The following is a 13,763-nucleotide window of genomic DNA, read 5'->3' on the forward strand; positions in this document are numbered from 1 at the left end:
ACCTATGATTCCATTAATACTTATATCAGTTTTTTTAGGTGCAATGGGGCAGGTACTTGTAAAATATGGTGCGGTAAATTTAGAATTGAATTTTACTATAAAATATTTGCTCCCCAGTATTTTCAATATATTAAAAAACATGCCTGTAATGCTTGGAATTATATCCTACGGATTAAGTTTTTTGATTTGGATAAAGGTTTTAAGTAAAGTAGAATTAAGCTATGCTTATCCAATGGTGAGTTTGGGATATGTGATAACTATGATGTTTTCCTATTTTGTATTTAAGGAAAATATATCTCTTATAAGGATATTAGGAGTAGTTTTTATAATACTAGGAGTAGTATTGGTTTCGAGAAGTTAGAAATGAAAATAATACATGATTTAAATTTAAATTGTAATGGAGGAATAAAAATGATACTTTCAGAAAAGGCTGAAAAAATTCAGCCATCTATAACTTTGGCCATAACTGCTAAGGCAAAAAAAATGAAATCAGAGGGAATTGATGTAATAGGATTTGGGGCTGGAGAACCGGATTTTAATACTCCAGAAAATATTCAACAGGCTGCTGTAAGTGCTATGAAGGAGGGATATACAAAATATACTCCTGCATCTGGTATTGCAGAACTTAAAAAAGCCATTATGAAGAAATTTAAAAAAGATAATGACCTTAAGTATGATGAAAATCAAATTATAATATCTACAGGAGCAAAACAGTGTCTTACAAATGTATTTGCGGCAACTTTGAATTCTGGAGATGAAGTTATTATAGCTGTACCCTACTGGGTAAGTTATCCAGAACTTGTGAAACTTTCAGATGGCATACCAGTATTTATAGATACTAAAAAAGAAAATGACTTTAAATATACTGTAGAAGATTTAAAGGCAGCATATAGTGAAAAAACTAAAATGATTATAATAAATAATCCTAATAATCCTACAGGTACTATTTATTCAAAGGAGGAACTTGAAAAAATTGCAGATTTTGCAAGGGAAAAAGATATTCTTATTCTATCAGATGAAATATATGAAAAGCTTATATACGATGAAATGAAGCATGTTAGCATAGCTGGCCTGTCTGAAGATGCCTATAAGAGAACCATTGTTATAAATGGAGTTTCCAAGACTTATGCTATGACTGGATGGAGAATAGGATATGCTGCAGCAGATAAGGATATAATTAAACTTATGTCAAATATCCAAAGTCATACTACTGGCAATCCTAATTCTATAGCTCAATACGCTTCTGTAGCAGCAATAGATGGAGAAGAGTCTCAGATAGAGGAAATGGTTAGGGAATTTAAAAGAAGAAGAGATTACATGGTAGATAAAATAAGTAAAATACCAGGTGTTTCATATCTAAATCCTAAAGGAGCTTTTTATGTAATGTTAAACATATCAGAAACTTTTGGAAAGAATATAGATGGAGTTACCATAGATGATTCATTGAGTTTTTCAGAACAGCTTCTGGAAAAAGAAAAAGTTGCAGTAGTACCTGGACTGGGCTTTGGAATAGATGGATACGTAAGATTATCTTATGCTACATCTATGGAAAATATAAAAGAAGGACTGGATAGAATAGAAAGATTTATATTAAATTTAAAATAAAAAAGTAGAGGTGAATTATGTGGTTTCTAGAGAAGTTATAGTTAAAAGTCCCACAGGCTTACATGCAAGGCCCGCAACTCTTTTAGTTAAAAAAGCCTCTTCATTTAAATCAGAATTATATATAGAATTTAAAGAGAAAAGAGCTAATATAAAGAGTTTGATTGGAGTACTATCATTGGGTGTACCTAAAGGGGCCAATGTAAAAATTACTGCATGTGGTGATGATGAATCTTTAGCAGTAGAAGAAGTAGTCAGATTAATAAAATCCCTGGAGGAATAAAATAATTTAGCTATAGTGAAGTTTAGAAATAGAAGATCTTATTTTTAAGGTCTTCTATTTTAATTTATATTATTTACAGCTATTTTTGGTTTTAAAAAATAATATAATCATATTTAATCCTGCTACTCCTATAAGTATGTACAGTATTCTTCCTATTAAATTTACAGGTTCTCCAAATATGATTCCTATTATGTTAAAATTAAATAGACCTATAAGTCCCCAATTTAGTGCACCTAAAACCATTAGGATTAAAGAAACTTTATCTATGATACTAAATTTATACATATCTTTTATTTATTGAGAGAGACTTGTTGTCTCATTTTCAATAAAAACTCACCTACCTTTGTAAAATAATCATTAATTAAAGTATATTAATAATCTTGCAGAGTAGAACTTAAGTTTTATAATTTATATGTATAAAATGCACAATGATTTGATTATTGTGTTATAATGTGAATGGAAAATTTAATTACATATATGGAGGAATTCTTACATGAGAGATACATATAATACACCTTTAAATAGCAGATATGCATCTAAAGAAATGAGTTACATATTTTCAGATGAAGTAAAGTTTAGGACATGGAGAAAACTCTGGGTAGTTCTTGCAGAGTGTGAAAAAGAGTTGGGACTTAATATAACCTCTGAACAAATAGATGAGTTAAAAGCTAATATGGAAAATATAAATTATGAAGATGCTAAAAAAAGAGAAAAAGAAGTGCGTCATGATGTTATGAGTCATGTGTATGCTTACGGGCTGCAGTGTCCTAAAGCGAAGGGAATAATACATCTGGGCGCAACAAGCTGTTATGTAGGAGATAATACGGACTTAATAATTATGAGGAAAGGTCTTTACATATTAAAAAGAAAAATTTTAAATGTGATAAATTATCTTACAGAGTTTGCCTTGAAATATAGAGATTTACCTACCCTTGGATTTACCCACCTACAGCCAGCACAGCTTACTACAGTGGGAAAAAGGGCAACACTTTGGATACAGGATTTATATTTGGATATTGAAAATATTGATTTTGTAATAGATAAAATGAGATTTAGAGGAGTAAAAGGTACTACTGGAACCCAAGCTAGTTTTATGGAATTGTTCAATGAAGATGAAGAAAAAGTAAAAAAACTAGATAAGATGGTAACTGAAAGAATGGATTTTAAAGAAGAATTTATGGTTACAGGTCAAACATATACTAGAAAATTGGATTCCATAATATTAAATACTCTTTCTGAGATTTCTCAAAGTGCCTATAAGTTTAGTAATGATCTAAGATTATTGCAAAATATGAAGGAGATGGAGGAACCTTTTGAAAAAAATCAAATAGGCTCTTCTGCTATGGCTTATAAGAGAAATCCTATGAGATGTGAGAGAATAGGGGCTCTTGCAAGGTATGTAATAATAAATACTTTAAATCCAGCTATTACAGCTGCTACACAATGGTTTGAAAGAACTTTAGATGATTCTGCCAATAAAAGAATAGCTATACCAGAAGCCTTTTTAGCCTTAGATGGTATATTAAATCTATATATGAATGTATCTGAGAATATGGTGGTGTATCCAAAAGTGATTGAATCTCATGTAGCTAAGGAGCTTCCTTTTATGTGTACGGAAAATATAATAATGGAAGCAGTTAAAAGAGGAGGAGACAGGCAAGAACTTCATGAAAGAATTAGAGTCCATTCTATGGAAGCGGCTAAAATGGTAAAAGAATATGGAATGGAAAATGATCTTTTAGAGAGAGTTGTAAAAGATTCTTTCTTTAAAATGACTAAAGAAGAGATACTATCCCTTGTTGATGCTAAAAAATTTATAGGAAGAGCACCAGGGCAAGTAATAGACTTTATAGAATACAAGATAAAGCCTCTTTTAGAAAAGAACAAAGAATTTTTAGGAGAAGAAGCCGAAATAAATGTTTAAATCATATTTAAATGGCTATTTTGAGTAAATGATTTAAAAGCTGTTGGTAACTATAAAATAAAGCCTTCATATTCTGATAGTATAATGCATTTAGAATTATGGAGGTATTATAATGAAAAGAAGAGGAAATAATATAGATGATTTAATGCAGCTAGCTTTATATATGATACCTAAATATATGAAAAGAATTGATAGGTACAATAGAAGACATTATAAGGACTTGGGGCGTGATAAAGAGTATTATGAAGAGCAGCATATGGACAATAAAGAACTTATTGAGTTTATAGAAAAAAATATTCTTAAAGAAGAAGGTATTTTAACGAGGAAAAAAGATAGGGATAAACCTAAAAAATTAGAAAATGAAAAGGCAGAGAATCTGTTAGAGAGCAGTATAGTTAAAAAAGTAAAAGACAAAGCGGAAAAAAAGCTTGATGACTTTGACAAAAAAGAGTCTGATTCTATAGATATTGATAAGGAGAAGGAAGTACAGGATAAAAAAATATCTAAGGATGGGAATAAAAAAGAAGGAGAAAATAAGGGGCAAATTCCTAAGGTAAATGAAAAGGGTAATAATGATGAAAAACAGGAACCTGATGAAAATAAAGTTTCTGATGAAAGTAAAGTTCCTGATGAGGAAGAGAAAAAACAGATAATAAAATCAGATGGAATTGTTAAAAAAAGATACAGTATATTATCTAGCAGTAAGCATTGTATTACGTGCAATAGGGGTATATCAAATTTAATGAATAAATTAATTGGGGAAAAATTAGATGTATGTGTTAAGGATGATAAAATGAGTATACTTAATGAAGTAAATTTGATACATTCAGATGAAGTGCTAATTAAACTTACCAATAAATTAGAAGAAAAAATTATAATACCTATGAAAAATGTAGTTGGGATACAATCAAACAAACTTTCTTCTTTGGATAAATCTTTAAAGGAAGTGCCAAAGGGCTATTATTGTACATTTGAAAAAAGTATGGAAGAGTATTTTAATTCTCTTATTGGCAAAAAGGTAATAATACAAACCTCAGGACAGGGGAAATTTGCATATATATATAATAAAACTATTACTGAAGTGGGATTAGGGTTCATAGTGATAGATAATGATATGATGGTGACATTTTCAAGTATAGTACTTATAAGGGAACTGAAAGATACTCAGAGCAGGGAATTATCGGGTGATTCCTAGATTCAAGGTTGGGTAAGTTCTTCCTATATTCAGTATATGAATTTAGGAAGAACTTAATAATTAAAAAATTATTTTTAATTAAAATGAAATTTTAATTATCCCCACTTTCAAGCTTTAATTTTTTAATTCCATATTCTATTCTTTTTAAAGATTCATCTTTTCCTATAATATCTGCAATTTCAAAAGCACCCCCTGGGGTGGATTTTTTACCTGATAGGGCAATTCTTACAGGCCACAGTACTATTCCATTTTTAACCTGAAGTTCTGATATTAAATCCATACAGCATTTTTCTATATTTTCCAAAGTCCATGGAGAAAGTTCTTTAAACTTCGGGAGAATTTTTTCAAGAGTGAAAAGTGAATTTTCAAGGTTTGTTTTCATCTTTTTGTGTATATATATTTCTGTGGAGTATTCTGGCAGTTCGTTGAAGAAATCTAACATGTCAGGTATTTCACTTAATATTTCAACTCTTATTTTAAGTAATTCACTTATCTTTAAAAAATCCAAATTCTTTGAAATTACTTTTTTATAATATGGAAGAGCCATCTTATTGAATTCTTCTAGTGGTAATTTCTTCATATATTCTCCATTCATCCATTTAAGTTTTACATTATCAAAGATAGCTGGAGATTTGTTTATATTTTTATAGTTAAACAGCTCTACCAGTTCATCTAGGTCAAATATTTCCTTTTCATTTCCAGGATTCCATCCCAGGAGAGCTATATAATTAAGTACAGCCTCCTTTAAATATCCCTTTTCTATTAAATCCTGAAAAGAGGCATCTCCATTTCTTTTGCTGAGTTTTTGATGGGCATCTTTCATTATTGGAGGACAATGGATGTATATAGGAACTTCCCAGCCAAAGGCATCATAGAGTCTGTTATATTTTGGAGCAGAAGATAAATACTCGCTGCCCCTGACCACATGTGTAATTCCCATAAGGTGATCATCTACTACATTTGCAAAGTTGTATGTAGGGTAGCCGTCGGATTTTATAAGTATCATATCATCTAATTCTGAATTGTCCACAGAAATGTCTCCATAGATTTCATCATGAAAAGTTGTAAATCCACTCTCAGGATTGTTTTGTCTTATAACATAAGGTATGTTTGATGCAAGCTTTTCATTTATTTCTTCCTTTGAAAGTTTGAGACAGTGCTTATCATATTTATAAAATTCCTTTTCTTCATCATCCTTGTTTTTCAGGCTGTCCATACGTTCTTTGGTGCAAAAACAATAATAAGCTTTTCCCTTATCTATAAGTTCTTTGGCATATTCTAAATATATATCAGTTCTCTGGCTCTGTATGTAAGGACCTACGGGACCACCTATATCAGGACCTTCATCATGCTTGAGTCCTGTAATTTCTAGCGTGTGGTAAATTATATCCAGTGCACCTTCTACAAATCTTTCCTGATCTGTATCTTCAATTCTCAGTATAAAATCTCCTCCATCATGTTTGGCTATTAAATATGTATACAGTGCAGTTCTTAAATTTCCAACGTGCATGTATCCAGTTGGGCTTGGTGCAAATCTTGTTCTGACTTTAGTCATTTTTTCTCACTCCCATTTATTTTAAAGTAAAAACCTCTCATCCTTTTTAGACGAAAGGCTACCAATTTGCTATTACCTTTAAATGATATAATAATAGAAATATTGTGTCAAGGAAGTTTTGTATGCGAATAATTATAAAAAAGAGAAAAATAGATTAAATAAACGCAATAAAGAACATACGTAAGAAAAATTAAGTATATCATAATATAGGGGGACAAAAATAAATTTGACATATATATATGCTATTGATATAAATAATATAGCATATATATTATTTATATCACATATATCTTTGAATAATAAAGCTAATGTATATAATAGGCTTTTATATAATTTATAAAATATTTTATAGGGGGAAAAATAATGTCTATGAAAGTTGCGATTAATGGTTTTGGAAGAATAGGAAGGTTATTTTTAAGAATTGCTCAGGAAAGATTGCGTGAAGAAGTAGAAATTGTAGCAATTAATGCAAGAGCAGATAATGAAACCCTTGCACATCTTTTTAAATATGACTCTTGTTACGGAAAATTCCAAGGCACTGTGAAAGCCACAGAAGACTCAATAATTATAAATGATTCTGAAATAAAAATATTTAGAGAAAGTGAACCAGAGAATTTGCCTTGGGGTGAATTAAATGTAGATATTGTAGTAGAATCCACAGGGAAATTTAAAGATAGAAAAAATTTATACAAGCATATAGAAGCTGGTGCAAAAAAAGTTATAATTACAGCCCCTGCTAAAGAGGAAGATATAACTATAGTTATGGGTGTAAATGAAGGAAAATTTGATGTGAATTCCCATAATATTATTTCAAATGCATCTTGTACAACTAATTGTCTGGCACCATTTGCCAAGGTGCTGGATGAAAATTTTGGTATTGTAAAGGGACTTATGACTACAATTCATGCCTATACAGGGGATCAGAGATTGGTAGATAAAAGTCATAAGGATTTAAGAAGGGCAAGGGCTGCAGGAGAATCTATAATCCCGACTACTACAGGAGCAGCAAAGGCAGTGGCAAAAGTGCTTCCAAATTTAGAAGGAAAATTAAATGGCTTTGCACTTAGAGTACCTACAGTTACAGTATCCATTACAGATTTGGTTTGCGAACTTTCAAAACCTGCTACAGTAGAAGAAATAAATAAAGCTTTTAAAAGAGCGGCTCAGGGTCCTTTGGAAGGAATACTTGGATATTCTGAAGAACCACTGGTGTCTATAGATTACAAAGGGGACAATAGATCTTCTATAGTAGATGGACTTTCGACTTTAATAATGGGAGATAATATGGTTAAAGTGGTATCCTGGTACGATAATGAATGGGCGTATTCTTGTAGAACAGTAGATCTTGTAAATTATATTTCACTACAGATGGAAGAAAATCATGAACAGCCTGATAAAATAGTGGTTAATAAAGCATAGATAGGGTAAGTTGCTTATATTTTATTATAATAAAAAAGTATTTCTATAGGATTATGTAGAAATACTTTTTTGTATGTTTTAGATTAATGATAACTATATTTTTTATGTTTTTTATACCTTCTAGATTTGTTTTTCATAAATAAGAAAATTAGAATCAATATAAATACAGGTATTAATATTATGCTGTATATGGAAAACATTTGTTTTAGAAAAGACTTTTTTGAAAGTCCAGAATAAATTTTATAACTCTTAGAAAAATCTCTTTGTTTCACTGTGAGAATTCCAATAGGAATTTCACCTTTTAAAGATTTTATATTTACAGTTGTAATGGTGATTTTTTGCTGTAGTTCTTTTTTATTAATATCATTATCATAGTAGGATACATTATCTTCAGTTTTAATAGGAACCCTTACGGTTTTTTCAAAATTTGTAAAAGGTAGAAATTTAAATTTTACATCTTTTTTATCAATTATGGAATCTTTTGCATGAAGAATGTAAGGTGTCTTACTATAACTCCAGTTTATTATTTTTTCCATGTCATTAAATACATAGGTGTCATTTGTATCATATATGGAATTCATGACAATTCCAAGTATTTTTCTATTATCTCTTTCATATATTGCAACAAGACATCTCCCTGCAGGGTCTGTATAACCCGTTTTTCCACCTATACAGCCATCTTTGCCCAGCAGCTTATTAGTGTTTATAATTGCAAAGGAAGCACCTTTAGAAGTGGTTACCGTGCTGGTAGATTTATATATAGTATCTCTTATCCAGGAATTTTTAAAGGCTTCTCTGGCAATAATACTCATATCGTAGGAGGTACTATAGTGATCTGGATTATGTAGGCCATTTGGAGTGATAAAATGAGTATTTTTCAAATTTAAGCTTTGTACTTCTTCATTCATTTTGTCTGCAAATTCAGGTATACTTTTAGATATATTTTCTGCAATAACACATGCCATATCATTAGCGGAAAACATTAAAAGTGCATCCATTACATTTTTTGCAGATATAGTATCTCCTACCTCTATGGGACGTGCAGCACTATTTAAGGAAGATTGGGGCTGGGCTTTAGCTTCTGCTGTATATGTCAGCATGTCCGTTTCTTTCTTGTTTTTTTCAAGGAGAATAGCAGTTAAAAGTTTTGTAGTACTTGCAGGATATATTTTGGTATCTGGATTTTTTTCATATATTATTTCATTTGTTTGCATGTCCACTGTTATGGCCGAAGTACCGTATATTTCAGGAAGTGTATTAGAAGATTCATCTGCGGCAGATACATTAAGATTTAAACAAAGTGTAAATATAAGTACAAATAATATGATATTATTTTTCCTTTTCAAAAAACATCACTCCATTTGTTGAAAATTTATGTATATGTGTTATCAAGTGATTCAGAGGCTTAGGTGGAGTTTGTCTACAGAGAAATACTTATCTCCATCTGAACCTTGTTAACAGTATTCTCAATGTCTTTAGCACTTAGAATACGTTACCCTTTATGGGAAGAACTTATTAAGGCACATTATCTGCGTTTATCTCCCTTTGAAAAAGATGGGAGATAAGCACTGGTAGCGTTCGGATAAAAATATTATAATTAATTATAACATTTTACAGTATACCACATAAAAAGGGTATTTTACAGTTAGATTTTAGGAGGTAGTAAGGTGATAAAAAAAATAGAAGATATATTTAAAGAAAGAAAACCACATATTATGGGAGAATTCAGTAAAAGTGCTGTGATGATTCCACTATGTGAATCAGGGGAAGAGATAAGTGTACTTTTTGAAATGAGAGCACTAAATTTAAAGCACCAGCCGGGAGATATATGTTTTCCCGGAGGCAGATTAGAAAAGGGGGAAATTCCAGTATGTGCAGCTGTAAGAGAAACCATGGAAGAATTAAATTTAAGTAAAGAAGATATAAAACTTATAGGGCAAATGGATTATGTTGTGACACCTTATAATTTTATAATGTATCCTTTTGTATGTAAATTAAATAGAGAAGATATATTCCCAAGCCAGAGTGAAGTAGACCATATTTTTAAGGTTCCTCTTCAGTTTTTTATAGAAAATAAACCTTTGCTTTATGAAATCCCGATAGTTTCACAACCAGGAAAGAGATTCCCCTATAGGCTTATAAGAAATGGCAGAAAGTATAAATTTAGAAGGGGAACGGTGAAACAGTATTTCTATAATTATGAAAAATATACAATATGGGGATTCACTGCCCTTATTATAAAAAGATTTGTAGATATAATTGTGTCAAATGACCATAATAAATAACAGTTAATAAAATGAAGTTATAAATAATGGGGAGGGAACATATGATTGATAGTAATATTGAAAATGATTATGTACAAGATATGGTTAATTACTTAATTCTCGTTCATGAAAAATTAAGTAAACCCTTTGAGGATTGTTTTAAAGAAAAATTAAGTGCTCTTCAATTTAATACACTATGTGTACTTAGATCCTATGGAAGCCTAACAATGAGAGAATTAGCTGAAAGGATGAATTTATCTAAACAGCAAATGACTAAAATTATTGCTAAGCTTGTTAAAATTAACTTCGCTGAGCGTAATTATGATAAAGACGATAGACGTATAATTAAAATATCTGCTACAAAAGAAGCTGATGAATATATTAAATTGGAAAGCAAGGCTTTTGCAAGAAGATTAAAGGACATAGTAAATTCATTAAATGAAGAAGACCTAAAAGATTTAGAAAATGCAATTAAAAGTATGAATAAAATACTTCCTAAGTTTCCCAAGTGGTTGAGTAAGTAGTATATGAAAAAGTAGAATTTAAGCGTAACATTTAATATTCTACTTTTTTACTTGTGATATTGACATTGAAGAATATACATTGTACTATAAATATAGTAGATATATGTCTATAGTAAACGAGCATTTACTATATTTGTATATGAACTATAAAGTTTTATAAAATAGAAAAACGGAAAAATAGTTAAAATAATCATTAAAACTTAACATCAGATGAAAGTGTTGTGCATATTATTGAATCTATCAGTAATCTGTGAAAAAATTTTATGATATTTGGTTGTAATACTAAAATTTCTTAAGGAGTAGAAATATGGAAAGAGATATACAGTTCGTAGCAAAGAATAATAGAGGCAGATGGATGTTATGGATACAGATAGATGGCAAGAAAGTGTTCTTAACAAATACACTAAGGTCTGAAGAAGAAGCAAAAAGTTTTATAAAAAGCTTTCTCGAAAAACCGATAAATTTAATTGAATAAGAGTTCAATTTTAAGAATTGAAAATAAGTAAATATTAAAATATTTGGACAATGCCACATAATGCACCTAGGGTTTTAGAGGAATCTAAGACTTTTTTTAATGTTTAAAAATAACTGTAAGGGGGGCCTAAAGTAATAACAGTTCAAGAAATATTCAATATCTCTTAATATTTCACACAGAAAAACATTAATATACCACTGGAATAACATGGGTGCTGCATTAAATCGTCATAAAGGGTAACTAGAATATTAAGTATAGCAGCTGCAACAAATATTTTAAATTCAGGAGGTAATGAAAATGTTAAAAATGAAGTATAAAATAATTTCAGCTGTAATGCTTGCAGCACCATTGTTAATCAATACAGGAATTGGAACAACCGTCAGTGCACATTCTGCCAGCAACAAACCTGCGGTGGTTTGTAAGTCCAAATACAAAACACCTGCCAAACCAGTAAAGAAAGTAGTAAACAAGCATAAAGTTAAGGCATCAAATACCAAACCAGCACCAAAAGTAGTACATTCAGCAGCAAATGCTCATAGATAATAGTATTCTGGCATGAATAGGCCTATTGGGATTTTCTCAGTAGGCTTATTTTCATTATTACATAAAAGGATAATATTTTGTCATGTTAGAAATTGATGATATTTTCCGTTAATAATTAAATGGGCTATAAATGCTTGACATTGAAGAAAAAAAGAGTATAATTACCTTGGGTAATAGTTAATAAGGGTAACTATATTTTTAAGGAGGGAGAGAAAATGCAGAGATTATTTCAACGTTTTTTTTCATTATACCGACCATTTGTAAGTAAGTTGAACGAGTTACTAGGTGAATATGGACTCACTCACTCTTTATGGCAGGTTATTTTTTATTTAAAAACCAACGGATCCTCTTCTCTTGTAGATATTGCTAAATACTATAATATAGAAAAGCCTAGCATTACGAGAAGGGTTCACCATTTAGAAGAGAATTTGATTGTGAAAGCAGTATCAAGTAAAGATCGCCGTGAAAAAATTATTCATTTGACGGAATTAGGAGAAGAGCTTTATTGGGTATGCCGCAAAAAAATAACAGAATTAGAATACAATATTACGAAAGGCATTCCTGAAGATGAACAAATCACTACATTTGAAGTACTTGCCAAAATACGAGAAAATATTACAAATGAAAAGGAGAAATAAAAATGAACAACCCTAAATTGTGGACCAAGAATTTCTTGATTATTTCCACTGCGAACTTTTTTCTTTATTTTACATATTATTTATTGATGGTAACTATCACAATATTTGCAACGGAAAAATTTCATGCTTCACCCAGTCAAGCAGGGTTGGCCTCCGGTATATTTGTCATAGGAATACTTATAGCACGTATCTTTTCTGGACGATATATTGACCAAGTTGGGTGGAAGAAAATGCTTTATATTGGATTTACTTTCTTTTTAATTACTACATGCTTATATATTTTAGTAAACAATATGTATTTTCTTTTGATTAATCGTTTCTTAAATGGTGCTGCAATGGGAATTGCTTCAACAGCCACAGGAACAATTGTGGCAAAAGTTATTCCAAATGAGCGTCGAGGGGAAGGTACCGGGTATTATACATTAAGTCTTACTATTGCTGCGTCAATTGGACCTTTTTTAGGAATGTTTATAACTGGACATGCAAGCTTTTACATGAATTTTATTGTTTGTATTATTCTCTTAGTCTTTAGTTTTATTGCTGTATTTTTTGTAAAGGTTCCAAGATTGGAATTTAAAAAAGAACAATTAGAACAGAGGAAAGGTTTTTCCTTGCATAATTTCTTTGAAATCAAAGCTATTCCAATTTCAATCGTTGCTACCATAATTGCTCTTGGTTATTCTAGTATTCTCATTTTTATTACTTCCTATACCAAGGAAGTTAATTTAGTTGATGTTGGCAGTCTTTTTTTTGTTGTTTATGCAATATTCGTTTTGGTTTCAAGACCTTTTACTGGTCGATGGTTTGATAAAAAAGGTGAAAATTTTGTTATGTATCCAGCCATATTGTTGTTTGCCACAGCTTTGTTTATTCTTAGTCAAACTCATAAAGGTTTCTCGCTTTTATCAGCTGGAGCTTTATTTGGTCTTGGATACGGTACCACTTCCTCCAGTGTTCAAGCAATTGCAGTGAAAGTTTCACCAAAGCATCGTATAGGATTAGCAACTTCCACTAATTTTATCTTTCAAGATTTAGGCATAGGTATTGGACCATTTATTTTAGGTTATTTTGTTCCATTAATAGATTATCGTGGATTATATATGATGATGGCAGTAATAGAGTTCATTTGTATTTTCTTATATTATTTTCTGCATGGTAAGAAATAAATGTATAGAAATGAAGATGCTAAATCAACGATATGTTAATAAATATATTATTAGATCATATTATAGTGTTTAATATGTTTATTAAATTTGACTAATATATAGGTCCAGTTTTATATATTTTAATGTTAAAGATATATAAAACTGGACTATTAGCAAAGTTAATGTTAAAAATTGA

At 30.4% G+C, this 13,763-nt stretch carries 15 protein-coding genes; 12 read left to right on the top strand and 3 right to left on the bottom strand.

The annotated features are described in order from the left end of the window. Window positions 1-4: 4 nt before the first annotated feature. From CKL_RS07140 to CKL_RS07150, 3 genes are read left to right on the top strand one after another with little or no spacing between them, the layout of a single operon-like run. Window positions 5-361 carry an SMR family transporter gene (locus CKL_RS07140; RefSeq protein WP_012101839.1) on the top strand — a complete coding sequence of 119 codons (357 nt, stop codon included), beginning with the start codon at window positions 5-7 and terminating at the stop codon, window positions 359-361. A 50-nt stretch (window positions 362-411) separates the two neighbouring features. Next, window positions 412-1,605, top strand: coding sequence for a pyridoxal phosphate-dependent aminotransferase (locus CKL_RS07145; RefSeq protein WP_012101841.1), 1,194 nt, complete (start codon window positions 412-414; stop codon window positions 1,603-1,605). A 19-nt stretch (window positions 1,606-1,624) separates the two neighbouring features. Next, window positions 1,625-1,885: an HPr family phosphocarrier protein gene (locus tag CKL_RS07150; protein ID WP_012101844.1), complete on the top strand. Its 261-nt coding sequence runs from the start codon at window positions 1,625-1,627 to the stop codon at window positions 1,883-1,885. Between the two features lie 69 nt (window positions 1,886-1,954). Here CKL_RS07150 and CKL_RS07155 read toward each other — a convergent pair whose 3' ends face one another. Then, window positions 1,955-2,170, bottom strand: a complete 216-nt coding sequence (locus CKL_RS07155; RefSeq protein ID WP_012101845.1) for a DUF378 domain-containing protein — start codon at window positions 2,168-2,170, stop codon at window positions 1,955-1,957. Between the two features lie 208 nt (window positions 2,171-2,378). Here CKL_RS07155 and purB point away from each other — a divergent pair, with 208 nt between their 5' ends. Further along, complete coding sequence (purB, locus tag CKL_RS07160) at window positions 2,379-3,809, top strand: adenylosuccinate lyase (RefSeq protein WP_012101846.1); 1,431 nt, start codon at window positions 2,379-2,381, stop codon at window positions 3,807-3,809. A gap of 112 nt (window positions 3,810-3,921) precedes the next feature. Further along, window positions 3,922-5,004 (top strand): hypothetical protein, encoded by a 1,083-nt coding sequence (locus CKL_RS07165; RefSeq protein WP_012101847.1) that lies wholly within the window; start codon window positions 3,922-3,924, stop codon window positions 5,002-5,004. 91 nt (window positions 5,005-5,095) lie between these two features. On the opposite strand, the gene gltX is transcribed toward CKL_RS07165, so the two are convergent. Continuing rightward, window positions 5,096-6,559 carry a glutamate--tRNA ligase gene (gltX, locus tag CKL_RS07170; RefSeq protein ID WP_012101848.1) on the bottom strand — a complete coding sequence of 488 codons (1,464 nt, stop codon included), beginning with the start codon at window positions 6,557-6,559 and terminating at the stop codon, window positions 5,096-5,098. A gap of 363 nt (window positions 6,560-6,922) precedes the next feature. Between gltX and gap the strand changes: the two genes are divergently transcribed. Next, the gene (gap, locus tag CKL_RS07175) at window positions 6,923-7,978 is read left to right on the top strand and encodes a type I glyceraldehyde-3-phosphate dehydrogenase (RefSeq protein WP_012101849.1); all 1,056 of its coding nucleotides are present in this window, start codon (window positions 6,923-6,925) and stop codon (window positions 7,976-7,978) included. 83 nt (window positions 7,979-8,061) lie between these two features. On the opposite strand, the gene CKL_RS07180 is transcribed toward gap, so the two are convergent. Beyond that, window positions 8,062-9,324, bottom strand: coding sequence for a D-alanyl-D-alanine carboxypeptidase family protein (locus tag CKL_RS07180; RefSeq protein ID WP_012101850.1), 1,263 nt, complete (start codon window positions 9,322-9,324; stop codon window positions 8,062-8,064). A 321-nt stretch (window positions 9,325-9,645) separates the two neighbouring features. On the opposite strand from CKL_RS07180, the gene CKL_RS07185 reads away from it, so the two are divergent. The 6 genes from CKL_RS07185 (at window position 9,646) to CKL_RS07205 (ending at window position 13,588) form a co-directional block, all read left to right on the top strand. Continuing rightward, window positions 9,646-10,263 (top strand): NUDIX hydrolase, encoded by a 618-nt coding sequence (locus CKL_RS07185; RefSeq protein WP_012101851.1) that lies wholly within the window; start codon window positions 9,646-9,648, stop codon window positions 10,261-10,263. Window positions 10,264-10,304: 41 nt separating this feature from the next. Further along, window positions 10,305-10,766 (top strand): MarR family winged helix-turn-helix transcriptional regulator, encoded by a 462-nt coding sequence (locus CKL_RS07190; protein ID WP_012101852.1) that lies wholly within the window; start codon window positions 10,305-10,307, stop codon window positions 10,764-10,766. Between the two features lie 307 nt (window positions 10,767-11,073). Then, window positions 11,074-11,241 (top strand): hypothetical protein, encoded by a 168-nt coding sequence (locus tag CKL_RS20630; protein ID WP_012101853.1) that lies wholly within the window; start codon window positions 11,074-11,076, stop codon window positions 11,239-11,241. Window positions 11,242-11,538: 297 nt separating this feature from the next. Beyond that, window positions 11,539-11,784 carry a hypothetical protein gene (locus CKL_RS07195; RefSeq protein ID WP_012101854.1) on the top strand — a complete coding sequence of 82 codons (246 nt, stop codon included), beginning with the start codon at window positions 11,539-11,541 and terminating at the stop codon, window positions 11,782-11,784. A gap of 215 nt (window positions 11,785-11,999) precedes the next feature. Continuing rightward, window positions 12,000-12,422: a MarR family winged helix-turn-helix transcriptional regulator gene (locus CKL_RS07200; RefSeq protein WP_012101855.1), complete on the top strand. Its 423-nt coding sequence runs from the start codon at window positions 12,000-12,002 to the stop codon at window positions 12,420-12,422. Between the two features lie 2 nt (window positions 12,423-12,424). Further along, complete coding sequence (locus CKL_RS07205) at window positions 12,425-13,588, top strand: MFS transporter (RefSeq protein ID WP_012101856.1); 1,164 nt, start codon at window positions 12,425-12,427, stop codon at window positions 13,586-13,588. Window positions 13,589-13,763 lie beyond the last annotated feature (175 nt).

The organism is Clostridium kluyveri DSM 555 (assembly GCF_000016505.1).
GTDB lineage: Bacteria > Bacillota > Clostridia > Clostridiales > Clostridiaceae > Clostridium_B > Clostridium_B kluyveri.

Bases quoted from the DNA above. Each gene is read 5' to 3' on its own strand.
- CKL_RS07195 (WP_012101854.1), top strand. From the start codon at position 11,539: ATGTTAAAAATGAAGTATAAAATAATTTCAGCTGTAATGCTTGCAGCA.
- CKL_RS07140 (WP_012101839.1), top strand. From the start codon at position 5: ATGATTCCATTAATACTTATATCAGTTTTTTTAGGTGCAATGGGGCAG.
- CKL_RS07155 (WP_012101845.1), bottom strand. From the start codon at position 2,170: ATGTATAAATTTAGTATCATAGATAAAGTTTCTTTAATCCTAATGGTT.
- CKL_RS07145 (WP_012101841.1), top strand. From the start codon at position 412: ATGATACTTTCAGAAAAGGCTGAAAAAATTCAGCCATCTATAACTTTG.
- CKL_RS07205 (WP_012101856.1), top strand. From the start codon at position 12,425: ATGAACAACCCTAAATTGTGGACCAAGAATTTCTTGATTATTTCCACT.
- purB (WP_012101846.1), top strand. From the start codon at position 2,379: ATGAGAGATACATATAATACACCTTTAAATAGCAGATATGCATCTAAA.
- CKL_RS07190 (WP_012101852.1), top strand. From the start codon at position 10,305: ATGATTGATAGTAATATTGAAAATGATTATGTACAAGATATGGTTAAT.
- gap (WP_012101849.1), top strand. From the start codon at position 6,923: ATGTCTATGAAAGTTGCGATTAATGGTTTTGGAAGAATAGGAAGGTTA.
- CKL_RS07165 (WP_012101847.1), top strand. From the start codon at position 3,922: ATGAAAAGAAGAGGAAATAATATAGATGATTTAATGCAGCTAGCTTTA.
- CKL_RS20630 (WP_012101853.1), top strand. From the start codon at position 11,074: ATGGAAAGAGATATACAGTTCGTAGCAAAGAATAATAGAGGCAGATGG.
- CKL_RS07200 (WP_012101855.1), top strand. From the start codon at position 12,000: ATGCAGAGATTATTTCAACGTTTTTTTTCATTATACCGACCATTTGTA.
- gltX (WP_012101848.1), bottom strand. From the start codon at position 6,559: ATGACTAAAGTCAGAACAAGATTTGCACCAAGCCCAACTGGATACATG.